The organism is Lentisalinibacter orientalis (assembly GCF_040706535.1).
GTDB classification, from domain to species: Bacteria; Pseudomonadota; Gammaproteobacteria; order Steroidobacterales; family Woeseiaceae; genus Lentisalinibacter; species Lentisalinibacter orientalis.
Window position 1 is genome coordinate 141,832 of record NZ_JAPDRJ010000002.1, and the last position, 24,877, is coordinate 166,708.

23 protein-coding genes and 1 pseudogene are annotated in these 24,877 nt (G+C 68.5%); 10 read left to right on the forward strand and 14 right to left on the reverse strand.

What is annotated here, in order from left to right:
• The 8 genes and pseudogenes from ACJMK0_RS10555 to ACJMK0_RS10590 all read right to left on the reverse strand — a co-directional run bounded on the left by ACJMK0_RS10555 (position 1) and on the right by ACJMK0_RS10590 (position 10,538).
• Positions 1-477: a chemotaxis protein CheW gene (locus ACJMK0_RS10555; protein ID WP_405238180.1), complete on the reverse strand. Its 477-nt coding sequence runs from the start codon at positions 475-477 to the stop codon at positions 1-3.
• Positions 474-6,269: an Hpt domain-containing protein gene (locus tag ACJMK0_RS10560; protein WP_405238182.1), complete on the reverse strand. Its 5,796-nt coding sequence runs from the start codon at positions 6,267-6,269 to the stop codon at positions 474-476. The genes ACJMK0_RS10555 and ACJMK0_RS10560 overlap by 4 nt, the downstream gene beginning before the upstream one ends.
• Before the next feature lie 40 nt (positions 6,270-6,309).
• Positions 6,310-7,560: pseudogene (locus ACJMK0_RS10565) on the reverse strand (methyl-accepting chemotaxis protein); the annotation flags it as partial.
• 193 nt (positions 7,561-7,753) lie between these two features.
• Positions 7,754-8,320: a chemotaxis protein CheW gene (locus tag ACJMK0_RS10570; RefSeq protein ID WP_405238183.1), complete on the reverse strand. Its 567-nt coding sequence runs from the start codon at positions 8,318-8,320 to the stop codon at positions 7,754-7,756.
• Between the two features lies 1 nt (position 8,321).
• The gene (locus ACJMK0_RS10575) at positions 8,322-8,687 is read right to left on the reverse strand and encodes a response regulator transcription factor (protein ID WP_405238185.1); all 366 of its coding nucleotides are present in this window, start codon (positions 8,685-8,687) and stop codon (positions 8,322-8,324) included.
• Between the two features lie 27 nt (positions 8,688-8,714).
• Positions 8,715-9,122, reverse strand: a complete 408-nt coding sequence (locus ACJMK0_RS10580; RefSeq protein ID WP_405221022.1) for a response regulator — start codon at positions 9,120-9,122, stop codon at positions 8,715-8,717.
• 212 nt (positions 9,123-9,334) lie between these two features.
• Positions 9,335-9,742 (reverse strand): hypothetical protein, encoded by a 408-nt coding sequence (locus ACJMK0_RS10585; RefSeq protein WP_405238187.1) that lies wholly within the window; start codon positions 9,740-9,742, stop codon positions 9,335-9,337.
• Positions 9,732-10,538, reverse strand: a complete 807-nt coding sequence (locus tag ACJMK0_RS10590; protein ID WP_405238189.1) for a transporter substrate-binding domain-containing protein — start codon at positions 10,536-10,538, stop codon at positions 9,732-9,734. The genes ACJMK0_RS10585 and ACJMK0_RS10590 overlap by 11 nt, the downstream gene beginning before the upstream one ends.
• A 155-nt stretch (positions 10,539-10,693) precedes the next feature.
• On the opposite strand from ACJMK0_RS10590, the gene gshB reads away from it, so the two are divergent.
• From gshB to ACJMK0_RS10615, 5 genes are all read left to right on the forward strand, one after another.
• A complete protein-coding gene (gene gshB / locus ACJMK0_RS10595) occupies positions 10,694-11,650 on the forward strand; it encodes a glutathione synthase (RefSeq protein ID WP_405238191.1) in 957 nt (318 codons plus the stop codon).
• A 180-nt stretch (positions 11,651-11,830) separates the two neighbouring features.
• Positions 11,831-12,748 carry an energy transducer TonB gene (locus ACJMK0_RS10600; RefSeq protein ID WP_405238193.1) on the forward strand — a complete coding sequence of 306 codons (918 nt, stop codon included), beginning with the start codon at positions 11,831-11,833 and terminating at the stop codon, positions 12,746-12,748.
• A 76-nt stretch (positions 12,749-12,824) separates the two neighbouring features.
• On the forward strand, positions 12,825-13,403 hold the full coding sequence (locus ACJMK0_RS10605; RefSeq protein WP_405238195.1) for a YqgE/AlgH family protein: 579 nt from the start codon (positions 12,825-12,827) through the stop codon (positions 13,401-13,403).
• Positions 13,387-13,851, forward strand: coding sequence for a Holliday junction resolvase RuvX (gene ruvX, locus ACJMK0_RS10610; protein ID WP_405238197.1), 465 nt, complete (start codon positions 13,387-13,389; stop codon positions 13,849-13,851). Before ACJMK0_RS10605 ends, ruvX begins: the two co-directional genes overlap by 17 nt.
• A 58-nt stretch (positions 13,852-13,909) precedes the next feature.
• Positions 13,910-14,839: a dihydroorotate dehydrogenase electron transfer subunit gene (locus tag ACJMK0_RS10615; RefSeq protein WP_405238199.1), complete on the forward strand. Its 930-nt coding sequence runs from the start codon at positions 13,910-13,912 to the stop codon at positions 14,837-14,839.
• 273 nt (positions 14,840-15,112) lie between these two features.
• Here ACJMK0_RS10615 and ACJMK0_RS10620 read toward each other — a convergent pair whose 3' ends face one another.
• The 3 genes from ACJMK0_RS10620 to ACJMK0_RS10630 are packed head-to-tail and all read right to left on the reverse strand — an operon-like array spanning position 15,113 to position 18,440.
• A complete protein-coding gene (locus ACJMK0_RS10620; RefSeq protein ID WP_405238201.1) occupies positions 15,113-16,168 on the reverse strand; it encodes a PilT/PilU family type 4a pilus ATPase in 1,056 nt (351 codons plus the stop codon).
• Positions 16,169-16,208: 40 nt separating this feature from the next.
• Positions 16,209-17,366, reverse strand: a complete 1,158-nt coding sequence (locus ACJMK0_RS10625) for a PilT/PilU family type 4a pilus ATPase (protein ID WP_405238203.1) — start codon at positions 17,364-17,366, stop codon at positions 16,209-16,211.
• 33 nt (positions 17,367-17,399) lie between these two features.
• Positions 17,400-18,440 carry a type IV pilus twitching motility protein PilT gene (locus tag ACJMK0_RS10630; RefSeq protein ID WP_405238205.1) on the reverse strand — a complete coding sequence of 347 codons (1,041 nt, stop codon included), beginning with the start codon at positions 18,438-18,440 and terminating at the stop codon, positions 17,400-17,402.
• A gap of 86 nt (positions 18,441-18,526) precedes the next feature.
• Between ACJMK0_RS10630 and ACJMK0_RS10635 the strand changes: the two genes are divergently transcribed.
• The 5 genes from ACJMK0_RS10635 to ACJMK0_RS10655 all read left to right on the forward strand — a co-directional run bounded on the left by ACJMK0_RS10635 (position 18,527) and on the right by ACJMK0_RS10655 (position 21,701).
• Positions 18,527-19,231 (forward strand): YggS family pyridoxal phosphate-dependent enzyme, encoded by a 705-nt coding sequence (locus ACJMK0_RS10635; protein ID WP_405238207.1) that lies wholly within the window; start codon positions 18,527-18,529, stop codon positions 19,229-19,231.
• A gap of 10 nt (positions 19,232-19,241) precedes the next feature.
• Entirely contained in the window at positions 19,242-20,069 is an 828-nt protein-coding gene (proC, locus tag ACJMK0_RS10640; RefSeq protein ID WP_405238209.1) for a pyrroline-5-carboxylate reductase, read from the forward strand.
• Between the two features lie 33 nt (positions 20,070-20,102).
• Positions 20,103-20,654, forward strand: a complete 552-nt coding sequence (locus ACJMK0_RS10645; protein ID WP_405238211.1) for a YggT family protein — start codon at positions 20,103-20,105, stop codon at positions 20,652-20,654.
• Positions 20,655-20,757: 103 nt separating this feature from the next.
• Complete coding sequence (locus tag ACJMK0_RS10650) at positions 20,758-21,234, forward strand: DUF4426 domain-containing protein (protein WP_405238213.1); 477 nt, start codon at positions 20,758-20,760, stop codon at positions 21,232-21,234.
• Positions 21,235-21,362: 128 nt separating this feature from the next.
• Positions 21,363-21,701 carry an HU family DNA-binding protein gene (locus tag ACJMK0_RS10655; protein WP_405238215.1) on the forward strand — a complete coding sequence of 113 codons (339 nt, stop codon included), beginning with the start codon at positions 21,363-21,365 and terminating at the stop codon, positions 21,699-21,701.
• A 51-nt stretch (positions 21,702-21,752) separates the two neighbouring features.
• On the opposite strand, the gene ACJMK0_RS10660 is transcribed toward ACJMK0_RS10655, so the two are convergent.
• The 3 genes from ACJMK0_RS10660 to ACJMK0_RS10670 are packed head-to-tail and all read right to left on the reverse strand — an operon-like array spanning position 21,753 to position 24,686.
• Positions 21,753-22,217: a tellurite resistance TerB family protein gene (locus ACJMK0_RS10660; protein ID WP_405238217.1), complete on the reverse strand. Its 465-nt coding sequence runs from the start codon at positions 22,215-22,217 to the stop codon at positions 21,753-21,755.
• A gap of 2 nt (positions 22,218-22,219) precedes the next feature.
• The gene (locus tag ACJMK0_RS10665) at positions 22,220-22,867 is read right to left on the reverse strand and encodes an alpha/beta hydrolase (RefSeq protein ID WP_405238219.1); all 648 of its coding nucleotides are present in this window, start codon (positions 22,865-22,867) and stop codon (positions 22,220-22,222) included.
• Positions 22,845-24,686, reverse strand: coding sequence for a cation:proton antiporter (locus tag ACJMK0_RS10670; RefSeq protein ID WP_405238221.1), 1,842 nt, complete (start codon positions 24,684-24,686; stop codon positions 22,845-22,847). The genes ACJMK0_RS10665 and ACJMK0_RS10670 overlap by 23 nt, the downstream gene beginning before the upstream one ends.
• Positions 24,687-24,877: the final 191 nt, after the last annotated feature.

A 24,877-nucleotide genomic window follows, 5' to 3' on the forward strand; every position in this document is an offset into this window, starting at 1 on the left:
CTAGAGTTCCAGTTCCTGCTCGGCCAGGATCTCCTCGAGCCGCGCCAGATCCGGGATCAGCGGATACTCGTTGATCATCTTCACCCGGCAGAAGACCGGGGCGCCCTCGGGCCACTCGTCGGCCGGCTCGCCCGGCCGCAGCACTTCCCGGTTGACGCGGACCAGCTGGGGGAAGCCCTGGGTCAGCATGCCGAAATGCCCGGCGCGGAGCCTGCCGGTGACGCCGTGGAAGACGACGATGCGCGTCCTGCCGGAGGCCTGCGGCACCGGCTTGCCCAGCGCGCCCTCGAAGGACACCAGCGGCAGCAGCCGCCCGTTCCAGTTGAAGCCGCCGAGCACCCAGGGCTCGGCCTCGCCGGCCCTCGCCTCGGGCGGCGAGTAGCGCACCACCTCGGCCACGCAGGCCCGGGGCACGATCAGCCGATCCTCGGCGAGGGGCACCAGCAGGGAGTAGAGTTCCTCGACCACCGCGCTCACAGGCCGCTACCGCCCTTTTCCTCCAGCAGCGCATGGATGGCCTCCAGCAGCTGGCTGTCCTGGTAGGGCTTGCCGAGATAGTCGTTGACGCCGATCTCGATGGCGCGCGCCCGGTGCTTCTCGCTCACCCGGGAGGTAATCATGATGATCGGGATGTCCGCGAAGCGCTCGTCGTTGCGCACGTGGGTGGCGAACTCGTAGCCGTCCATGCGCGGCATCTCTATGTCGAGCAGGATGATGTCCGGCCGGTGCTCCTGCATGACGCTGATGGCGTCGATGCCGTCCTTCGCGGTGGCCACCCGCATGCCCTGGCGTTGCAGGAAACGCTCCGTGACCCGGCGCACGGTAATGGAGTCGTCCACCACCAGCACGGTCGGACGCTCGTCGGCGCTCGGCCGCGGCGCCTCGCGGATCTCCACCAGCGGCGCCGTCGAGCGGGCGAGGCTGCCCATGTCCAGGATCAGCACGATGCGCCCGTCGCCGAGGATGGTGGCCCCGGAGATGCCGCGGATGCTGGCGAGCTGGGGCCCGACCGACTTCACCACGATCTCCCGGCTGGCCAGCATCTCGTCGGTGAGCAGCGCGATGGACTTATCGCCGGCGCGGATCAGGATGACCGGCACGGCCGAGTCGTCCTCGGGCAGCTCCGAGGGCTTGCCGCCCACGAACATCCCGAGGTGCTGAAAGCGATAGGTCTGCTCGCCGTACTCGAAGGTGGGCTCCGGCTGATTCAGCATCGCGTCCAGTTCGGCACGGGCCACCCGCGCCACGCCCTCGACGGTGGGCAGCGGCAGGGCGTAGACCTCCTCGCCCGCGCGCACGATCAGCGCCTGGGTGATGGCCAGCGTGAACGGCAGGCGCACCGTGAAATTGGTGCCCTGTCCCGGCATGGAGGTGATGCGCAGCGCGCCGCCCAGCTTCTTCACCTCGTTGGCCACCACGTCCATGCCGACGCCGCGTCCGGCGGACTGGGTCAGCTGGTCCGCGGTGCTGAAGCCCGGTTTCAGGATCAGCTCCATGACCGCCTCGTCGGAGGCGTCCGAGTCCGGCGTCAGCAGCCCCTGTTCCGTAGCCTTGCGGCGGATGGCATCCACGTTCAGGCCGGCGCCGTCGTCGGCCACGTCGATCACCATCTCCGAGCCTTCCCGGTGCAGCCGCACGGTGATTCGCCCCACCGGCGGCTTGCCGGCCGCCTGCCGCGTGTCCGGCGGCTCGATGCCGTGGACGATGGCGTTGCGCAGCATGTGCTCGAACGGCGGCAGCATCTTCTCGAGGACCTGCCGGTCCAGCTCGCCGGAGCCGCCTTCCACGGCCAGCTCCACCCGCTTGGCCGTCTCGCCGGCGATCTGGCGCACCAGCCGTGAGAGCCGCGGCACGTGACGCTGGAACGGCACCATGCGGGTGCGCATCAGGCCGTCCTGCAGCTCCGCCGTGACCCGCGACTGCTGCACCAGCAGCGACTCGGTCTCCGTGGCCAGGTTCTGCAGCAGGTCCTTCAGGCTGGCCACGTCGCTGGCCGACTCCGCCAGCGCCCGGGACAGCTGCTGGATGGTGGAGTAGCGGTCGAGCTCCAGCGGGTCGAAGTCGTGGGCGCTGCGCTCTTCCTGATGACGGTTCAGGATCTGTGTCTCGGTCTCGAATTCGAGCTTGCGCAGCTGGTCGCGCAGCCGGCTCACCGTCTGCTCCAGCTCCGCCAGGTTGAAATCGATGGAGGTGACCTGCTGACTCAGCCGGGAGTGATAGATGCTGATCTCGCCGGCAGCGTTCAGCAGCTCCTCCAGCAGCTCCGCGTCGATGCGGGCGAACTCCTGGCGCTCCGGCGCGGCGGGCGTCGGCGGCACGGCGCGCTCCGGGACTGCGGGCGCCGGTGCCGGCGGCTCGGGCGGCCGGGCCACCGGCTGCTCCGCGGCGGCCAGCGGCGCTTCCGCCGGGGGCTCCGGTGCCGATTCGGCCTCGAACCCCGCCTCCGGCTCCGTCACGGCCTCTCGCTCGCCCTCCGCTTCCGGCTCTGCCGGAACTTCCGGTTCGGCTTCGAACCCGCGCTCCGACGCGGCCTCCTCGCCGAACACCTCCGCGGCGATCTCCTCCCCATGCTCGGCGAACCACTCGCTGATGTCCGTCTCGGCCGGCAGGCCTCCCTCCGCCGCCTCGGGCGGCAGGCCTTCCTCGCCCTCGCCGCGGGCCGTCACGCCGAACACGGGCTCGCCGACCGGCGGCTCCGGCACCTCGGCGCCGGCAGGCACCTCGGCCTCTTCCGGCGCCTCCGTTGTCTCCGGCAGTTCCAGGGCCGGATACTCGCCGGCTTCGGACGGCGCTTCCGTCGGCTCCTCTGCCGGCTCCTCCACCGGCTCCTCGGCCTCCGGAACTTGCGTCTCCGGCTCCTCGGCCTCCGGGACCTCCCCGACAATCTCCTCCGGCCTCTCGGCCTCGGGCTCTGCGGGTGCCTCGGGCTCTGCGGGTGCTGGCGCGGGCCCGGCAGGGGCCGCCTCGCCGGCAGCCAGCGCCTCGATGCGCGCCTCCAGGCCGGCGGCCGGCGCCGCCCGCTGCCCGCCCGTCACCATGTCGCGCATGCGGTGCAGCTCGTCGAGACTCTGCTGCAGCAGGTCGTCCACCGCCTGGGACGGCTGCACGCGATCGTCGTCGATGGCGATCAGCAACGTCTCCAGGCCGTGGCTGAGATTGCCCATGGCGGTGATGCCGGCCATGCGCGCCCCGCCCTTGAGCGTGTGCAGGTGGCGTTTCAGCTCGGTGAGACTCTCCGCCGGCCGGCCGCCGCCGGTCCAGGCCGCCAGCGCCTCGTCGCTGGCCTCCAGTATCTCGCCCGCCTCTTCGGTGAAGATGGCGGCGATCTCCGCATCGTAGTCGGCTTCCTCGGCGGGCGGCTCGGCAGGCGGCGGCGTAGCGTGCTCGCCGGCCGACGGCTCGGCCGGCCCGGCCCCGGCGGCTTCCTCCGTCGGCTCCGGCTCCGGCGCTTCCGCCACCGATTCGGCGGACGGGCTCCCGGCGACAGGCGCCTCCTGCTCCTCGAGCGCGGCCCCGGCCTCGTATTCCGTGTCCAGCACCGGCGTGATGCCGGTGCGCTCGCCGGTCTCTTCCGTCTCCGCCTGGCGGCTCTCCACCTGGGCGGTCAGCTCCCGCAGCCGCTCGACGAGAGGCTGATAGTCCTCGTCCCGGGCCCCGGGCTGGTTGATGCCCGCGACAATGCTCTCGATGGCCTTCACAGCGGCCTCCACCGCCGCGAGGCCGTCGGTATCCATGCCCTGGCCCGCGTCGTAGAGCCGGCGCACGTACTGGTTCAGACTGGCCGTGACGGTCACGCCCCGATCCACGTCGGCCATGTTCACGCTGCCGTGCAGCGTATGGCAGGCGCGGTGCAGGTTGTCCGGGATCGGATACGGCGGCTCCTCCTCCCGGCAGGCCTCGATGTAGCTCTTGATGGCGCCCAGGTGGGCCGCGGTCTCCTTCGAGAAGATGTCCAGCAGCACCGGATCCATCTCCACCGGCGCCGGCTCCTCCTCCGGCTCGATGGCCGACGCCGCCAGGTTCGGCGCGTTCGGATCGCCCTCGGCGAAGGCGCTCGCCTGGACCACGAGCTGGCGGGTATCCACGGTCGGCTCGATGCCCGTCTCCAGCTGCTCCACCAGCTCCGGCAGGGCCGCGGCCGCGCGCTGGATGAACTCGACCATCGGCGGGGTGCGGGTCAGCGTGCGGTTGATGAGCCGGTTCAGCAGGTCCTCGATGTGCCAGCAGAAATCGCCGATGCGCTCGGCACCCACCATCCGGCCGCTGCCCTTCAGCGTGTGGAAGGAGCGGCGCACCGTGATCAGCGCCTCCATGTCGTCGGCGTTGTCGGCCCAGCGGGGCAGCTGCTTGCGAATGGAGGCGATCTCCTCCTTGGACTCCTCGATGAACAGCTCCAGGAGCTCCGGGTCGAGATGCTCCGCGTCCTGGGCCACCACCGGGATCTGGATGATCTCGGTGGCGTCTCCGGCGCCGCCCGCCTGCTCCCGCTCGGGGATGGCGCGCAGCCGCTGGCTGGCCACGAGGGTCTCCTCGATCCTGGCCGCGCGGCCTTCCATCTCGTCGAGGACACCGGACAACGCGTCCAGGCAGGCCTCGGCGTTGTCCAGCATGTACCAGGGATCCCGGCGGCCGGCCTGCACCGTCTCCATGTAGTACTCGATGCTCACCACCGCATCGGCCAGGCGGTCCAGGTGCTCCGGGTCCAGCGCCTGGCGGCCGGCCTGCAGCGCCCGGCTGACGAAACGGCCGAGCCGCTCCACCACCTCGGCGGCCCGGCCCTTGTCCAGCATGACCAGCCCGGCCTTCACGCCGCGGATGAGCTTCGGCACGTTGTCGATGGCCATCGGGTCGCCGCTGTCGCTGGTGACCTGGGTGATGGCCTCCTTCACCCGCGCCATGTTCACGATGCACTCGCGCAGCACCGCCTCGGTGACCTGGCGGTATTCCACCTCCGCGGTATCCTCGGCGGCGCCGGGCTCGTCCACCTCCGCGCCGGCGGGCCGGATCAGCCGCTTCAGCTTCGCGTCCAGGCTGTCCTCCACCTTGAGCAGCGTGGAGGCGATCTTCAGCAGCATCGTCTCGTCAGCCGCCACGGACTCCGCCACGATGTTGCGCAGGCGCTCGATCTCGGACTGTATGTCGCCGCGCAGGTCGCCCAGCCCGAGGACGCCCAGCGTGTCGCTGATCTTCTTCAGCATGTCCACCTGGGGCGCCAGGTCGGCGACGTCGTCCATGCCGGTGCGTACGTAGATGTCCAGCACGTCCTTGACCTTGCCGAGGTCTTCCTTGATGGCCTCGCCGACCGTCTCCATCAGCCGGATGCTCGGCGCGGCCAGGCTCTCCCGGGCGTGCACCACCTGCTCGTCGCCGGGTAGCAGCTCGGAGAGGTTGAAGGCACGGCGGATGGCGCTCACCCGCTCGCCGGCCGTGGCGGAACGGGCGATGTAGTACAGCAGGTTGTTCAGCAGGTCGGTGGGCGGATTCTGCTCGAAGGCGTCGGAGCCCTCGTCGATGAGCCGCTTCAGCTGCCGGTCCGCCTGGCCCAGCAGGCGCTTGAGTGAGACGCTGGTCTCGAGACCGCCGTCCGCCAGGGCCTCGAGCACGCCGACCACCACCCACCAGAGCTGGTAGATCTCGTCACGGTCGGCCGCCTGCTCCAGGGCCAGCGCGATCTGGCGCAGCTTCTTCAGATGCTGACCCGGATGCTGACCCTGGATCCACCCCAGCAGCGCCAGCTGGAACGCCGGCCGCGCCTTGCGGGCCAGCTCCACGATGTCTTCCTTCGGCGGCGCCGCCCGGTCCGCCACGCCAACCCGCTGGCCCGGAGTCAGGTTCAGCAGCAGCAGCGTGCTCTCCGACATGAGGGGCTTGCCGCGGACCGCACGCAGGTCGTTCAGCAGCGGCAGCAGCACCAGTGCGATGTCCCGCCCGCCGCCGAGCAGGCGGTCCAGATAACTCGGCAGCTGCACCATGGCCCGCGTGATGGCGTCCAGCCCGTCCTGCTGGCCCTTGGCGCCCGGACGCAGGTCGGCAAGATAGCGGCAGACGGCCTCCATCTCCTCGGCCAGCAGCGCGCCGCCGTACACCTCCACCATCTTCAGTACGCCGGCCACCTCGTGCAGGCGTCGGCCGGCCCTGAGCAGCGATTCCCGGCTGCCGCGGCCCTCGATGGCCTCCTCGAGCGCCACCCGTGCCTGCTTCAGGGTCTCGGTCAGCTCGTCGCTGACGACGTTCAGCGCCTGCGCCGTCTGTGCTGCCGCCTCACTCACCGCCGATTCCGCTCCCTGAGATCACGCCGACACTCGATCCTCATCCCTGGCCCGCCGCGCGCTCGGCCGGTCGGGGCCGTTCGTCCCCGGGCTCGTCCGCGTCGGCGGCCTCGTCTTCGAGCCGGGGATAGGTGCCGGAAACCAGCACGTCCTCCGCCTCGCCGGCCGGCGCCTCGTCGCGCAGCCCGCCGCCCGGCAGGCGGAACCCGGCCACGGTCTGGCGCAGCTGGCTGGCCAGGTCGGAGAGCTTCGCGATCGACGACGTCGTGGCGCTGGTCGCCCGCCCGGTCTGGGCGCTGATGTCGCGCAGCACCTTGGTGCGCCGCGTGACGTCGGTGGCCGCCGTGGCCTGCTCGCGGGCCGAGCTCGAGATGTTCTGCACCAGCGATGCGATCTGATTGGAGACCTGCTCGATCTCGTCCAGCGCGGCGCCGGCATTCTCGGCCAGCAGCGCGCCGCCGACCACGTCGGTGGTGCTGCGCTCCATGGAGACCACGGCTTCGTTGGTATCGCTCTGGATGGTGCGCACCAGCACCTCGATCTGCTTGGTGGCGTTGGTGGAACGCTCTGCGAGGCGCTGCACCTCGTCGGCCACCACGGCGAAGCCGCGGCCGGCCTCGCCGGCCATGGACGCCTGGATGGAGGCGTTCAGCGCCAGGATGTTGGTCTGCTCGGCGATGTCGTTGATCAGCTCCACGATGTTGCCGATCTCCTGGGAGCTCTCGCCGAGCCGCTTGATGCGCTTGGAGGTCTCCTGGATGGTCTCGCGGATGGTGTTCATGCCGTCGATCGTGCGGCGCACCGCCTCGCCGCCCTTGTGGGCGACGTCCACCGAGTGCCGCGCCACGTCGGCCGAGCGCTCGGCATTGCCCGAGACCTCCTCGATGGAGGCCGCCATCGCCGCGATGGACTCCGAGGCGGCGCTGATCTCCTGGGACTGCTTCTGCGCCGCCCGGCTCATGTGGGTGGCCGTGCTCTCGGTCTGCTTGGCCGCCGAGTCCACCATGATGGCCGTCTCGTTGATGGTGGTGACGAGGTCGCGCAGCGCCTCGATGGCGTAGTTGATGGAGTCCGCGATGGCGCCGGTGATGTCCTCGGTGACCGTGGCCTCCACGGTGAGATCGCCGTCGGCGAGGCTGCCCAGCTCGTCCAGCAGTCGCAGAATCGCCTGCTGGTTACGCTCGTTCTGGTCGGCCTGCAGGATGGCCGAGCTGGCCAGCCGGGAGGCACGGATGGAGGAGACCAGCAGTGCTATCCCCAGGATCACGGCGAGGCCGAGCAGCGCGAACAGCGCGGGCGGGTGCCAGCCGCCGGGACCGGACGCACCCGGGCCCAGAGCGAGCCAGGCGACCACGCCCGCCGCCACCAGGGTCACCGGCAGCGCCACGGCCAGGAATACGAACGTCCGTGATCCAGTTGTTGTCTGTGCCATACCAGCTCAATCCGTCTTGCAAATTTCCTGCCGAAGGCCTGCCAGTCGCCTGTCAGTCCGCGGCGGCCTGCAGGAATTGTGGGCTCTCCACCAGCAGGTGGAGGCCGAATACGGGCCAGGACTCCGGCCCCCGCCTGAACGACCCGGTCAGGTACTGTTCGCAGCGCAGGATGGTCGGCGACCAGTCCTGCGAGAACTCGTTCGTCATGAAGCGGCGGAACCCCACCACCTCGTCCACCAGCAGGCCGGCCGGCATCTCGCGGTGATTCACGCTGACGAGACGCGCCGTGCGGCCCGTACCCGTGCGCCCGCCCCCCAGGAACATCTTCAGGTCGATGAGCGGCAGCAGGTGGCCGCGCACGTTCGCGAGACCCAGCACCCAGCGCTTCGCTCCCGGCACCCGGGTCACCGCGTCCGGCACCATCAGCACCTCGCGCACCTCATCGCGGGCGGCGACGAAGTTCTCGCTGCCGATGCGGAAGCCCACCCCGACCCATTCTTCCGCGCTGCCGGTCGTCGCCGACTGCCCGGCGAGGGCGGCGCGGCTGCGCCGTTCGAGCTCCTTCAGCAGCTCGAAGGGCTGATCGCGGAGCGCTTCCAGTGTCTGCGCTTCCGCCATGTCAGCCGGCCAGCACCGCGTTGATCTTCGCTACCAGTTCCTTTTCCGAGACCGGCTTCACCAGATAGTCGGCCGCGCCCTGACGGATGCCCCAGATCTTGTCGGTCTCCTGATCCTTGGTGGTGACCATGATGACCGGTATGTCGGCGGTCTCCGGGCTGCGGGTCATGCGGCGGGTGGCCTGGAAGCCGTTCATGCCGGGCATCACGACGTCCATCAGCACCACGTCGGGGCGCTCGGCACGCGCCTTCTCCAGTCCCTCTTCGCCGTCGGCCGCCAGCAGCGTCTCGAAGCCGTTCTTCTCCAGCATCTTCTGGAACACGTGCAGCTCCGTCGGCGAATCGTCAACGATCAGTACCGTCGGCATATCGGTTCTCCTGTCGCGGGCGGCGCATCAACCCTGCATCTGGCTCGCGATAGCCCCCAGCAATTCGTCCTTCGTGAACGGCTTGGTCAGATAGCGCTCGGAACCCACGATCCGCCCCCTGGCGCGGTCGAACAGACCGTCCTTGCTGGAGAGCATGATCACCGGCGTGTCCCGGAACGCCTTGTTGTGCTTGATCAGCGAACAGGTCTGGTACCCGTCCAGCCGCGGCATCATGATATCGACGAAGATGATGTCCGGCTGGTGATCCGCGATCTTCGACAGCGCATCGAAGCCGTCCACCGCCGTGAATACGTCGCAGCCCTCCTTGCTGAGCAGCGTCTCCGCCGTCCGCCGGATGGTCTTGCTGTCGTCGATGACCAGTATCTTCAGGCCCTTGAGGTCGGCCGACCGCTCGCCCGTTTCTGGATTCGCCACCTGAGAAATCTCCCTGCACCCGCATCGCGTTCTAACACGCCGGCCACCCACCAGGTGTGGAACAGCGCACATTCTGTCCCTGACGCAACCCGGGCACTTTTAACATATTGTTTTGACTGCTGCCACGCGACAGCGCCCGGAACGGCAAAGCCCCTGCTCCGGGGTCTCGAATCGTCTCCTGACGGGGCCCCGGCCCGGGCCCGGCGCACCCCTCAGCGCTCGGACCGGTCTCCTCCGAAACGGAACCGGAACAGCTCCACCTTGCCCACGCGCTGCAGCGGATCGTCCATGCGGAACAGGTCCGGCTCCCGGGTGGCCTCTTCCGGGTCGTACAGTGGCAGGAACTCGAAATCGACCTCGCCGACCTTCGCCTTCTCCAGTTCCTCGCGCTCGCGGCGGAGCGTGTCCCCCATGTCGGGCAGCCGCCACTCGTCCTGGCGTCCGTAGACGATGATCTCCTCGATCACGTCCTCGTCGGCACGGGGGGCCGGCTCGAAGGGTGCGGCACCGGGGCCGGGCCCGGCGTCGGGCTCCCCGTCCGCCGGCGCCTGGGCGTAACCGGGCGCGGCCAGCAGGGCGAGGGCCGCCGCGAACGGCCAGAAACGGGGGTCAGTCCTCAAGCCGTTCTCTCCAGCGCAGGCTGCGGAACCAGTAGGACTCGGTGGACGGCAGCCAGGTGTCGGCCTGGCGCGCCGTGATCCAGGCATTCAGGAAATACACCAGGTCCGCGTTGCCCCGCGCCACGGCGAACGCCGAACGGGTGGTGAGCAACGGCTTGGCGAGCGGCGTGTCGATGCGCTCCGGATTCTCCAGCGCCAGGAACTGGGGCCCCGGATAGCTCTCCAGGTAGCCGTCGATGCGGCCGGCCAGCAGCGCCTCGGAGGCCTTGTCGTCCTGATCGTAGACCTTGATCTTCGCCTCCCCGAACACCCGCCGGGCCAGGTCTTCGGCCACGGTGCCCTTCACCACGCCGATGCGGTAACGGGAATCGTTCAGGTCTTCCAGCCGCGCCACGTCCGCCGTCTTCGCCGTATTGGTGGCCAGCGTGATGCCGCTCTCGTGGTATGCGTCGCTGAACCACACACGCAGCGCCCGCGCGGGCGTCACGGACATGCCTGCCGCGATCACGTCGATCTCGCCGGCCTCCAGCGCGTCGATCAGCTCCTTCCACGGGTAAACCTTCAGCTCCGGCTCCACGCCCATGTCGGCCGCCAGCTTGCGGGCAATGTCGGCCTCGAAGCCGATCAGCTGCCCCTCGCCGGCGCGGATGGCCCACGGCGTGAACAGCGAAGTGCCGACCCGCAGTACGCCGGCCTCCCTGATCTCGTCCAGGCTGCGTGCGGCGGCGGGGCCGGCCGAGAGCAGCAGGGCGAGGACGGCGACGAGCGTTGCGGTGATTCGAAGCTTGGAAATCATGAATTCAGTGCCTGTGGGAGGATTTCGTCCGATGTTAATGGCAGCCGGTGACACCCGCAATCGGGGACACACACAGCCCGGTGCCGGCCTCGCCGGGCATCGTCGCCGGGTCATGCAGGCGGTATAGTTCGCCCGCGAGACCTGCAGGAGCGGATATGAACGCCGGAAAGACAAGGCTGGGCATCGTGATGGATCCCATCGCGGGCATCACCCCGAAGAAGGATTCCAGCCTCGCCATGCTGCTCGAGGCCCAGACGCGAGGCTACGAGATCAGCTACATGGAGCAGGGCGGGCTGTGGCTGGACTGCGGCACCGCCTGGGGCGAGATGCGGCCGCTGGAAGTGGCCGACGACCCGGAACACTGGTACACGCTGGGCGAAGCGAGCCGGCGTCCGCTGGCCGAGCTGGACGTCGTCCTCATGCGCAAGGACCCGCCCTTCGACATGGAATACGTCTACACCACCTACATCCTCGGCCGCGCCCGGGAGGCGGGCTGCCTGGTGGTGAACAGTCCGGACGCGCTGCGGAACATGAACGAGAAGGCCTACACGGCCTGGTTCCCGGACTTCGTGCCACGCACCGTCATCACCCGTTCCATGGACACGATGCGGACGTTCCTCGACGAGGTGGAACGCATGGTGGTCAAGCCGCTGGACGGCATGGGCGGGCGCTCCATCTTCTCCGTGCGCAAGGGCGAGCCGAACACCAACGTCATCCTGGAGACGCTGACCGGCCACGGCCACCGCTACGCCATGGCCCAGCAGTTCATCCCGGAGATCACCGAGGGCGACAAACGCGTGATCATCGTGGACGGCGTACCGGTGCCCTATGCCCTCGCCCGCATCCCCACCGAGGCCGACGGCCGCGGCAATCTGGTGATGGGCGCGAAGGGCGTGGGCCGCGACCTGAGCGAGCGCGACCGGGAGATCGCGACGACGGTGGGCGCGGTGCTGAAGCGCGAGGGCGTGCTGTTCGCGGGGCTGGACGTGATCGGGGACTACCTCACCGAGATCAACGTCACCAGCCCCACGGGCATCCGCGAGCTGGACCGCGAATACGGCATCAACATCGCCGGGCTGCTGTTCGACGCCATCGAGGCCCGCCTGGGCTGAGCGCCCCCCGCGGGGTGACCGCCGTCTCATTACCCGGCGGGCGGGAACGGTTAGAATGACCCCTGTCGAATGACCCTTGGCCGGACGGGCCGGACGGACGGGCCGGACGGACGGGTCGCGCAGACCGGTCGCACGGACCGGTCCAACGGAGCGGGCAGGGATAACCGGGGCAGGAGCCACGTGGCAGAAACCAGGCCGAGTCTGACGAGGGAGATGCTTCCCGCCGTGCCGGCGACGCCGGACCGGCTGCCGCCGATGCTCTTCCTGGCGGCACTGTTCCATGCGGTGGTGATCCTGGGCGTCACCTTCGAGGCCGTGCCGCTCGGCAGCAACGAGGCGACCACACTGGAGGTGACGATCGTCGCGGACTCGAACCAGCACGTCGAGCCCAGCGACGATGCCGACTACCTCGCCCAGGCGAACCAGCGCGGCGGCGGCAACACCACCGAGCAGGTGCGCCCCGGCGCCCGGCCCCGCTCCGCCGAGGCCCGGCCGTTCCCCGAGGAGATCCCGGGCGAGACGCCCGTGGAATCGGCGCCGGGCGAGGCGGACCCGCGCACGGCGGTCGTCTCGCGCTCGCCCTCGGACCGGCGCGACTACTCGCCCGAGGACACGAGCCCCGCCCCGAGTGCGGAGCAGACCACGGTGCAGGCCGCACCGGCGAGCGATCCGCGCAGCCTGCCCCTGCCCGTGGAGGAGCAGGCGAATCTCCTCATCCACGACGACGATCCCCGCCATCTGGTGATCAGCGCCGATACCCGGGAATCCCGCATCGCGGGCTATCTGGACCGCTGGAAACGCAAGGTGGAGCGGGTCGGCACCCTGAACTTCCCGGAACAGGCGCGCACCCGCGGCATGACGGGCAGCCCGGTGCTGGAGGTGGCGATCGACGCAGACGGCGAGCTCACCGACATCGTCGTGCGGCGTTCCTCGGGACACGGACTGCTCGATCAGGCGGCGCTGAACATCCTGCGCCGGGCCGCGCCCTTCGACCCGTTCCCGGAAGACCTGCGCAAGGACTACGACGAGCTGCGCTTCGCCTACCAGTGGCAGTTCAACCAGGACGGCGCCCGCCCGAGAATAGCCACCCGCAGGTAGGAGGGCCTTCAGGCCCGATCACCCTTCCAACCCCGCTCGCCTCCCCACCCGCCCGCGCTTGTCGATGCCCGCCGGAATGTCGATACTGACCGGCATGAGCGAGCCCAATTACGTCAATCAGCTGCTGATCGCCATGCCCGGCATGCAGGACCCGAATTTCGAGACGACGGTCACGCTGATCTGCGAGCACACGGACGAGGGCGCTCTCGGCATCGTCATCAACCGGCCGCTGGATCTGCGGCTCGGTGACGTGCTCGCCCAGCTCGAACTCACGGCGGAGGACGAGGAGATCGGCGATACGCGGGTACTCGCGGGGGGACCCGTGGGACACGAGCGCGGCTTCGTGCTCCATGCCGGCGAACAGGAATGGGAGGCGACGCTGGAGGTCTCGGACGACATCCGCGTGACCTTCTCCCGGGATATCCTGGCGGCCATCGCTGCGGGCACCGGGCCCAGCCGCTCGCTGGTGGCCCTCGGCTACGCGGGCTGGGACGCCGGCCAGCTGGAATCCGAGATGCTGGCAAACGCCTGGCTGAACGTCACCGCCACGCCGGACATCGTCTTCGAGGTCCCCTTCGATCAGCGCTGGCAGGCGGCGGCCCGGCAGCTGGGCATCGACATCACCCGTCTGGCCAGCGATGCCGGACACGCCTGACAGCGCCGGCGCCGCGCACGACGCCGAGACCGCCGAGACCGTCCTGGCTTTCGACTTCGGGCTGCGGCGCATCGGCGTTGCCGTGGGCCAGGCGGTCACCCGCAGCGCCACCGCACTGACGACCCTGCCCGCCGTGGCCGGCGAGCCCGACGAAGGCGCGCTCGCCAGGCTCATCGGCGACTGGCAGCCGGATCGTCTGCTGCTCGGCATGCCGCTGGCGCCGGGCGAGACCTCCGCGCTCGAGGAGCCGCTGAAGCGGTTCCGGCGCCGCCTCGAGCGCTTCGGCATCCCGCTGGAACTGGTGGACGAGCAGCTCTCCTCCGCCGAGGCCCAGTCGCGCCTGACCGGCGAACGACGCAGCGGCAGCCGCCGCCGGCGCGTGAGCAAGGCGGATATCGACAGCCTGTCCGCCCGGATCATTGCCGAGCAATGGCTGGCCGGACAGTGACCGGCCAGCCGGCTCGCCGGCCGGCACCGCCCCGCGAGGTGATAGAATCCGCGGCGGCATGAGCACCGAGACCGAAACCGCCGCCGCCGCCGAGGGCAGCCACAGCCGCGACCGCGCCCACCGGGGCACTCTCTTCGTGGAGGATGCCGAGGTGCTGGAGGTGCGGCACTACCCGGGCGAGCAGTTCATCATGCGCCTGCGCTCGCCGAAGTGCGCCGCCCATGCCCTTCCCGGCAGTTTCGCCCACGTCACCTGCGACGAGTCGCTGCCGATGCGCCGCCCGCTCTCCATCATGCGCGCGGACGCCGCCGAAGGCTGGGTCGAATTCCTGTACAAGATCGTCGGCGACGGGCTGCGCCTGCTGAGCCGGCGCCGGTCCGGCGACCGGGTCAGCGTGCTCGGACCCATCGGCCGCCCCTTCCGCCCGGCCCCCTCGCGCCCGCGCGCGCTGCTCGTCGGCGGCGGCGTCGGCATACCGCCGATGGTCTTCCTCGCCGAGGCGCTGAAGGCGGACCGACAGCACGACTGGGAGCCGCTGGTGCTGATGGGCTCGGAGATACCGTTCCCCTTCGAGCTGGCAAGGGCGACCGCGGACGTGCCCGGCATCGCGGCGGACGTCTGCTCCGTCATGCCCTTGCTGGAAGACCGCGGCGTGCCCTCGCGGCTGGCGAGCGGCTCGGGCTTCGAGGGCTGCTACCGGGGCTTCGTGACCGAACTCGCCGGCGAGTGGCTGGAGAGCCTGGACGAGGCGGCGCTGGCCGGCGTGGAGATGTTCGCCTGCGGACCGACGCCGATGCTCGCCGCCGCAGCCCGCGTCGCCCGCCGCTACGCCATCCCCTGTCAGGTCTCCCTGGAGGAATACATGGCCTGCGCCGTGGGCGGCTGCGCCGGCTGCGCGGTGCGGGTGGAGACACCGGAGGGGCCGGCGATGAAGCGCGTGTGTGTGGACGGCCCGGTCTTCGACGCCAACACCGTCTTCCCCGCCTGACGATGTAGGAGGGGCTTCAGCCCCGATCAGCCCTCGGCCACCTCCGGCGAAGATCGGGGCTGAAGCCCCTGCCAAATGAGCGTCCCCGCGACCTTTACCCACCCGCTGACGGGCCCGTAGCCGAGAGGCTTGGCACCAAGCAGCAGGCGCTCCTGACTGGCAGCGCCTTCACGCCACCACGAGCACGGCCGTCATGCGGGGGTATCCATCGCCGCGACCTTTTGTCGGGAGCAAGATGGATACCCCCGCAGGACGGCCATGAAAGAAAGACAATCAACCGAAGTTGATCTTCGCTTCCAGGTTGCTGCGGGAATCCGCGTTGGCGAGCGCCTCTTCCAGCGTGATGCGCCCGTCCCGGTAGAGCTTCAGCAGCGCCTCGTCGTAAGTCTGCATGCCCCGCTCGTTGGAGTCCTTTACGGCCTCCTTCACGGCGGAGATGTCGCCCTTCATGATCAGCTCGGCGATGTGCGGCGAGTTCAGCATTACCTCCACGGCGGCCACACGCTTGCCCTCCCGGTCGCGCACCAGGCGCTGGGAGATGATGGCGCGCAGGTAGTGGGAGAGATCCATGAACACCTGGTTGTGCTGCTCCATCGGGAACATGTTGATGATGCGGTCCAGCGTCTCCGGCGCGTTGTTCGAGTGCAGCGTGGCGATGGCCAGCTGGCCGGTGCCGGCCAGGTCGAGCGCCGCCTGCATCGATTCCCGGTCCCGGATCTCGCCGATCAGCACCACGTCGGGCGCCGCCCGCATGGCGCTCTTCAGGGCGCGGGCGTAGGAGATGGTGTCCATGCCCACTTCGCGCTGGTTGACGATGGACTTCTTGTTCGGGTGCAGGAACTCGATCGGGTCCTCGATGGTGATGATGTGCGACGAGGTATTCTCGTTGCGGTGATTCACCATGGCCGCCAGCGTCGTCGACTTGCCGCTGCCGGTGGCGCCCACCATGAGGATCAGGCCGCGCTTGAGCATGACCAGGTCCTCGAGGACTTCCGGCAGCTCGAGCTGCTCGAAGGTCGGCAGATCGGCCGTGATGAAGCGTAGCACCATGCCGACGTTGCCCCGCTGCTGGAAAACGTTGACGCGGAAGCGCCCCACACCGGGCTCGGACAGGGCGAAATCGATCTCCATCTCCCGGGAGAAGACCTCGAGCTGTTCCTCGTTCATCAGCTCCAGAGCCGCCTGCTTCACCATCTTCGGCGTCAGCTCGAGCTTGTTCACCGGACGGATCTTGCCCTCGATCTTGATCTTGACCGGCGCATAGGACGTGAAGAAGAGGTCAGAGGCCTTCTTCTCCGCCATCAGCTTGAACAGGGGTTTGACGTTCATGGGTTAGCGCCCGTTGACACTGGCCGGTGCAGGGACACCGTCAGAAGTGCTTGGCGGTGTCCTCCTCCATGATGCGCAGGCTGGTCGACTGCTGATCTGCCAGCGCCGTCTCGCGCTTGCTCTCCAGCTTGATCTTCAGCCGCAGCTCGTTGCGGGAATCCGCGTTGCGCATCGCCTCCTCGTAGGAGATATGCCCTTCCTCGTACAGGGCGAACAGCGCCTGGTCGAAGGTCTGCATGCCGAGCCGCGTGGACTTGCCCATGATCTCCTTGATCTGGGCCACCTCGCCCTTGAAGATCAGGTCCGCAATCAGCGGCGAGGTCAGCATGATCTCCATCGCGGCGATGCGCCCCACGCCGCTCTCCCGCGGGATCAGCCGCTGGGAGATGAGCGCCTTCACGTTCAGCGACAGGTCCATCAGCAGCTGGGAGCGGCGCTCTTCCGGGAAGAAATTGATGATGCGATCCAGCGCCTGGTTGGCGCTGTTCGCGTGCAGGGTCGCCAGACACAGGTGGCCGGTCTCGGCGAACTGGATGCCGTATTCCATCGTCTCCTTGTCGCGAATCTCGCCGATCAGGATGACGTCCGGCGCCTGGCGCAGCGTGTTCTTCAGCGCCATGTGCCAGCTCTCGGTGTCGACGCCCACCTCGCGCTGGGTGACCACGCAGCCGCGGTGGGGATGCACGAACTCCACCGGGTCCTCGATGGTGATGATGTGGCCGCGGGAGTGTTCGTTGCGGTGGCCGATCATGGTCGCGAGCGTGGTCGACTTACCCGAACCGGTACCGCCGACGACGATCACCAGGCCGCGCTTGTTCATGACCACGTCCTTCAGGATGGGCGGCAGCTCCATCTCGTCGAAGGTGGGGATCTTGGTGGTGATCGTGCGCAGCACGGCGCCCACGTGCCCCTGTTGCACGAAGGCGCTGACGCGGAAACGGCCGATGCCCTGGGGATTGATGGCGAAGTTGCATTCCTTGGTGGCGTCGAACTCCTTCGCCTGCTTGTCGTTCATGATCGAGCGGACGATGATCGACGTCTGCTCGGCGGACAGCGGCTGCTCCGTCGCCCGGTGCACCTCGCCGTCGATCTTGATCGCCGGCGGGAAGCCCGTGGTAATGAAGAGATCCGAGCCCTTCTTCTCCACGAGCTTCTTCAGAAGATTCTGTGTCAGTCGTACTGCCTGTTCCCGATCCATGTCGCCCCCCGGGCCGCGTCAGAGCGCTGCGGCCTAGAAATTCTCCTTGCTCACCGCCTTGAAGCGGGCCTCTTCCTTGGTGATGAGTCCCTTCTGCATGAGCTCGGCCAGGTTCTGGTCCAGCGTGTGCATGCCGGCGCCCTGCCCCGTCTGGATGGCCGAGTACATCTGCGCCACCTTGCCCTCGCGGATCAGGTTACGGATGGCCGGCGTGCCGATCATGATCTCATGGGCCGCCACCCGGCCGCCGCCGATCTTCTTCAGCAGCGTCTGGGAGATCACCGCCTTCAGCGACTCCGACAGCATGGCGCGCACCATCTCCTTCTCCGCGGCCGGGAACACGTCCACGACACGGTCGATGGTCTTGGCCGCGGAACTCGTATGCAGCGTGCCGAACACGAGGTGGCCGGTCTCGGCCGCGGTCAGCGCGAGACGGATGGTCTCCAGGTCGCGCAGCTCGCCCACCAGGATGACGTCCGGGTCCTCGCGCAGGGCGGAACGCAGCGCCTCGGAGAAGCCGAGCGTGTCGCGGTGCACCTCGCGCTGGTTGATGAGCGACTTCTTGCTCTCGTGCACGAACTCGATCGGGTCCTCGATGGTGAGGATGTGATCGGGCTTGTTGTCGTTGATGTAGTCCACCATCGCGGCCAGCGTCGTCGACTTGCCCGAACCGGTGGGACCCGTCACCAGACAGATGCCGCGCGGCTGCATCGCGATGTCCTTGAAGATCGCCGGCGCACCCAGGTCGTCCAGCGTGAGTATCTCCGAGGGGATGATGCGGAAGACGGCGCCCGAGCCGCGCATCTGGTTGTAGGCATTCACGCGGAAGCGGGCGAGCTTCGGAATCTCGAACGAGAAGTCGGTCTCGAAGTACTCCTCGTAGGCCTTACGCTGCTTGTCATTCATGATGTCGTACACCATGCTGTTGACTTCCTTGTGCGTAAGGGCGGGCATATTGATCCGCTTGATGTCGCCATCGACCCGGATCATGGGCGGGACTCCCGCCGACAGGTGCAGGTCGGAGGCCTTGTTCTTCACCGTGAACGACAGGAGCTGCGCGATATCGACGGCCATGCGTATCCCTTGCTTGCAGGTGTCCAGACAGCCGGATTTACCATAAATCCGGATGCGCTAGTATAGCGGAGCAAACGGAAATTAACGTGATTGGAGTCACGGAAAACCTCCGGAAAATCAATGAATCCATCGCTTCCATCGCGCGTTCCGCAGGCCGCGATCCGGCCTCGGTGACGCTGGTGGCGGTGTCCAAGCGCCAGCCGCTGGAGCGGGTACGCGAGGCGGTGGCGGCCGGCCACCGCCATTTCGGCGAGAACACGCTGCAGGGGGCGCTCGCGCACATGGACGCGCTGGTGGATGCACCGGGCGACGCGGGCCTCACCTGGCATTTCATCGGCCCCGTCCAGTCGAACAAGACCCGGCCGATCGCCGAGCGGTTCGACTGGGTGCACACCATCGAGCGGGAGAAGATTGCCCGGCGCCTGAGCGAGCAGCGCCCGCCGGATGCGCCGCCGCTGGACGTCTGCATCCAGGTCAACGTCGACGACGAGGCGTCGAAGAGCGGCTGCGCGCCGGAGGAGGCGGGGCCGCTCGCGGACCTCGTTGCCGGGCTGCCGCGGCTGCGGCTGCGCGGGCTGATGTGCATACCGGCGCCGGCCGAAGGGCTCGCGGCCCAGCGGCGGCCGTTCGCCCGGCTGCGCGACCTCCTCGAGGAACTGAACGCCCGCGGGCATCGGCTGGACACGCTGTCCATGGGCATGTCCGCCGATCTCGAGGCAGCCATACTGGAGGGAGCGACACTGGTCCGGGTGGGCACCGACGTATTCGGGCCGCGCACTGAAGAGGGCTGACGAGGTCACTATGAGCGAACCGGTCATCGGCTTCATCGGCGGCGGCAACATGGCCACCGCCATCATCCGCGGCCTGCGGGCCCGGGGCGTGGGCGCAGAGCGCATCGCCGTCTCCGACCCCAGCGCGGAGCGCCGCGAGGCGCTGGCGGCGCTGCTGCCCGGCGGACGGGTCAGCGCGGACAACGGGGACATCGCCGCTGCCGCGGACGTGCTGGTGCTCGCGGTGAAGCCCCAGGTGATGGCCGAAGTGCTGCCGCCGCTGGCCGACGCCGTGCAGGCCTCGGCGCCGCTGGTGGTCTCGATCGCGGCGGGCATCCGCAGCGACGACATCGACGGCTGGCTCGGCGGCGGACTCGCCGTGGTGCGCTGCATGCCGAATCAGCCCGCCCTGGTCGGCGAAGGCATGACCGTACTGTATGCGAACCGCCGCGCCCGGCCGGGCCGGGACCGCGCCGACGCCGTGCTCTCGGCCGCCGGCCCGACGCTCTGGGTGGACGAGGAATCGATGATCGATGCGGCCACCGCCATCTCCGGCAGCGGCCCGGCCTATTTCTTCTATCTGCTGGAGGCGCTCATCGCCACGGCCGTCGAGTTCGGCTTCACGCCGGAGCAGGCGCGCCGCCTGGCGGTACAAACGGCGAAGGGTGCCGCCGCCACGGCGGAGAGCGAGGCCGACGAGCCGGCCGTGCTGCGCGAGCGCGTCACCTCGCCGGGCGGAACCACGGCGGCCGCATTCGCCGTCCTCGAGGACGCGGACGTTCGTGCTATCTTTAGGCGCGCCATTCATGCCGCGCGGCGGCGCGCGGGCGAACTCGCCGGCGATGCCGCGACGGACTGAGTCCCGCCGGACGCGACCGCACGGAGTGAGAGCTTGGACGACGCGCTGATCTTCCTCTTCCGGACCCTGGCCGACCTGTTCCTGATCGTGCTGCTGCTGCGGCTGTTCATGCAGCTGTTCCGGGCGGACTTCCGCAACCCGCTCTCCCAGGCGATCGTGCGCATCACCTCGCCTTTCATCGTGCCGCTGCGGCGCGTCCTGCCGCCCATGGGCAAGATCGACACGGCCACGCTGGTAGTGATACTGCTGTTCGAGCTCGTGTTCGTCGCCGCCATGGCCTACGCACTGAACATGACGCCGGACGGCTTCGGGTTGCTGTACTACGCCATCCTGCGCACGGTCATGATCGCGTTACGCTTCTTTTTCTTCGCCATCATCGTCTACGTCATATTGAGCTGGGTCGCACCCGGCACCTACAACCCGGTCACCAGTCTGCTCAGCCAGCTGGTCAACCCCATCCTGGACCCGGCCCGACGCGTGATCCCCACCATCGGCGGGCTGGATCTCTCGCCGCTGCTGATTGCCATCCTTCTGCAGGCCGCCAGCATCGCCGTGGGCGGCGCCCTGCCCGGCGTGCTGCACTGACGGCAGCGGCCGAAGCGCCGCACGGCCGGCAACCGCACGTTCGGGCCGGGCGAAGGGGATGGTTTATAGTAGGGCCGTCATGAAAAGGCACGGGGAGACCGCTATGAGGCCGACGAAAACGATACTGCTTGCGCTGGCGGCTGTGCTGTTCTCCGCCTGCGGCGATGGCGGGCAGCAGGAGCGTAACGTGCCCGAGGCGATGCCTTCGGGCGAGACGTCCGCCGAGGTCGGCGATTACATCGTGCACTACAACGCGATGACCACCGATCAGCTCACGCCGACGGTCGCGCAGAGCACGGGTATTGTCCGTTCCAAGAACCGGGCCATGCTGAACGTGAGCTTCGTCGAGAAGGCGACGGGCAACACGGTGGAGGGAGGCGTCGAGGTGTCGGCGGCGAACCTCACGGGGCAGACGAAGAACATCACGATGCGCCGCGTGCGTGACGGCGAGGCGACGTACTACATCGGCGAGGTGCCGGTCGCGCATCGGGAGACGCTGATCTTCAATATCGAGGCAACACCGCCCGGTGCCACTCAGCCGACCATGCTGAAGTTCCGCCGCCAGTTCTTCACGGATTGACGAAACCCCGAAAAAAACCCTGCGAAATACACTTCACCATCTGTCGCGTCAGAGCGAGTTGTGGTAAGTTGCCGCGCTTTATCGAGCCGGGATTGCCCGGGTTTTGCGTTCCATCCAGGAGTTGATACATGGCAGCAAAGAAAAAGGCCGCTACCGCGGCCAAGAAGGCACCGACGAAGTCGGAGATCTACAGACACATCGCGGAAGACACCGGACTCACCCGCAAGGACGTCGCCGCGGTCTTCGACTCACTGACCGGCCTGATGAAGAAGAACCTCGGCGGGCGCGGCGCCCCGGGGACGTTCACGCTGCCCGGCCTCGCGAAGATGACCGTCAAGAAGAAGCCCGCCGTCAAGGCGCGCAAGGGCATCAACCCGTTCACGGGCGAAGAGATGATGTTCAAGGCCAAGCCGGCCAGCAAGACGGTGAAGGTCACGGCCCTGAAAGGCCTGAAAGACATGGTCTGAGTCACCCCTGCGTGACACGGATCGGAAAAACCGGGCAGCTGCCCGGTTTTTTTATGCCTCGTCCGGGCGGGCCAGCAGTTTGCGCCGCATGACCTCCGAGCGCGGCACGTAGAGCAGCTCGCCGATCTTGTGGACCATGGCGTCCTCGTACTTGTCGAGCCGCCCGTCGGCGAAAGCCACGGCCCACAGCCTGCCCATCAGCTCCGACTTCTGCCGCTCGTCGAGCCGTTCGTGCAGCGTGCGGGTGAATTCGAACAGCGACACCGAATGCTCCACCCGCTCGCTGGCCTCCTCGCGCAGCAGCGTGGCTTCCTCTTCGGTGAGTTCGTAATGGCGGCGCAGCAGCTCCTCGAGTGCCAGCGCCTCCTCCGCGTCGAAGTCGAAATCGGCGCGGGCCACCTCCACCAGCAATGCGGCGGCGGCAAGACGTATGGCGTGCTCCTCGTCCTGCGCCGAGTCGCCCTCCTCCGAACCGTCCAGCAATGATTCGAGCTTTCGCGCCAGCGCATCGAGCATGATCAGTCCGCGTCCTTCCCCTCGCCGTCGAGCAGCTCGCCGAGCCGCTCGCGCAGCAACGTGAGTTTACCGTGGAAAAAATGGTCGACCTCCGGCAGCAGCAGGAGTTCCGGGCCCGGCGCCAGCTCGTTGACCCACTCGACGACGCCGTCGGCGTCCACGAGCTCGTCTTCCTCGCCCTGGACGATGATCCACGGACACTCGGGCTGACGCTCGGTGGCCACCGGCAGCCGGCCGACCGGCGGCGCCACGGTGATGAGCCGCGCCGGCGTCCGTCGGGCGGCGGCATGCAGCGCCACCGCCGCGCCGAAGGAGAATCCCGCGAGCCAGGCCTCGCCGCCAAAGCGTCGCGCGGCCCAGTCCATCACCGCCAGCGCGTCGTCCACCTCGCCGACGCCGTCGTCGTAGCCGCCCTCGCTGGCGCCGACGCCGCGGAAATTGAAGCGGATCGCCGCCAGTCCCCGCTCGTTGAACACGCGGCACAGCGTGTGCACGACCTTGTTCTGCATGCTGCCGCCGTGCTGCGGATGGGGATGGCAGGCGACACCGTAACCGGTCGGCTCGCCTTCGGGCGGCAGCTCGAGCAGCGCCTCCAGGTCGCCGGCGGGACCCGGGATCATCACCTCTTCACGCCGGGGCAGCCTGCGCATCCGCGCCCCCCTCGGCAGCGGCTTTTTTCGGTTTGCCCGGCGCGAAGTAGACGATGGTATCGCCGGGCTTGGGTTCCAGCTCGTGCTGCACGGAGAACAGATCCACGTCGCCGTCCGGTCCGAGCAGGATGACCTGCATCGCGTCCTCGGGCCGTTCGCTCAGGAAGTCGCTGTAGCTGTAGTTCTCCGAGAGCTTCGTCTTGTAGAAGGCCCACCCCCGCACGTACAGCCGCCACAGCCGCTCGAACACGGCCTCCTTGTCGAACGCCACGTTGCCCCGGCGCGGCCGCGCGATCGCCTTGGGATCGTCCTCGGTCTCCGCCCCCATGGGCAGCTGGAAGACGTGGCGCTGGCCCACCTCAGGCGCGATCTGGGTGCAGACCAGCGCGTTGTAGGCGTCGTTGCTGGTGGCCGCCAGCACCGTGCGCACGTGCGCGAGTTCCACCGACTCCTCGGCGAACTCCGAGAGGATGTCGCCATAGAAGACGGGCACGCCGGCCAGCCGGGCCGCGCGCAGGTTGTGCCAGGAGGAATCCGACACCAGCACGTTCACCTTCAGTCCCTGCAGCGTGCGGGCCAGCTCGATGGTCCAGGGCGAGGCCCCGACGATCACGACGCTGTCACGGTGCCGCGACGACAGTCCGAGGCGCCCCGCCAGCCAGTTCAGCGACAGGCCATGGGCGAAGACGGTGGCGAATATCACGGCGAACACCAGCGGCAGCAGCACGTCGGCGTCGTAGCCGGCATCGACCAGCCGCGGCCCCATGACACCGGCGGTGGCGGCGGCGACGATACCCCGCGGCGCGATCCAGGAGAGCAGCAGACGTTCGCGGAACTCCATCTTCGCGCCGATCGTGGCCAGCATGATGGCCGCGGGCCTGGCGACGACCATGATCGCCGCAATCAAGGCGGCACCCCGCCAGCCGATCGAGGTGAGGGACTCGACGTTCAGATCGGCGGTGAGCAGCACGAACACCACCGACACGAGCATGATGGTGATGTACTCCTTGAACCGCTTCATGTCGCCGATGCCCGGCAGATTCATGTTCGCGACCACAATACCCATGATGGTCACCGCCAGCAGTCCCGCCTCGTGCTGCATCAGGTTCGAGGCCTCGTAGACGACGAGCACGAGACCGAGCATCACCGGACTCTTCAGATACTCCGGCACCATGCCGGCGCGGAACGCCCGCCCCGTGAGCCAGCCGCCGAGGCCGCCGAACACCAGCCCCGACGTGATGGCGAGCCCCACCCCCTGCAGCACCTCGGCCAGCCCCGAGCCCTCGCCGCTGAAGACGAAGAACTGGAACACCAGCACCGCCAGCAACGCACCGATGGGATCGTTGACGATGCCTTCCCATTTCAGATACGAGGCGGTGCGGCGGTTCAGCGCGCTCTGGCGCAGCAGCGGCATGATCACCGTCGGACCGGTCACCACCATGATGGCGCCGAACACCAGCGACACGGCCCAGTCCAGGCCGCCGATGTAGTGGGCGCAGAGGGTGGCAGCCGCCCAGCCGAACGGCGCCCCCAGATAGACGAGCCGCTGGACGCCGCGGGCCGCCTCCTTCAGCTCGGCCAGCCTGAGGCTGAGGCCGCCCTCGAACAGGATGATGGCGACGCACAGGCTGATGACCGGGCGCAGCAGGTCGCCGAGTTCCTCGCTGGGATTGATCCAGCCGAGGCCCGGGCCGACGATCAGCCCGGAACCGGCCAGCAGCACGATGGCCGGCAGGCGCAGGCGCCATGCCACCCATTGCGCTGCCACGCCCAGCGCGACGACGCCGACGATGACGAGGACGATCTGATCTTCAGGCATCGGGGATGCTCGCGAGGAAACAGCGGCGTACGGTAACGGCCGCGCCTGCGGCCCGCAACAGCGGGTACGCCCCGCCGGGCCGGCCCCCGATGCCGCCGGTTTTCTGGCCGTCGATGCCCGAAATACCGTAAAATTAGTAATTTACGGACCAAAATCGGCGGCAGGCGCAAGAGGCCGCCGCGGGATGGAGT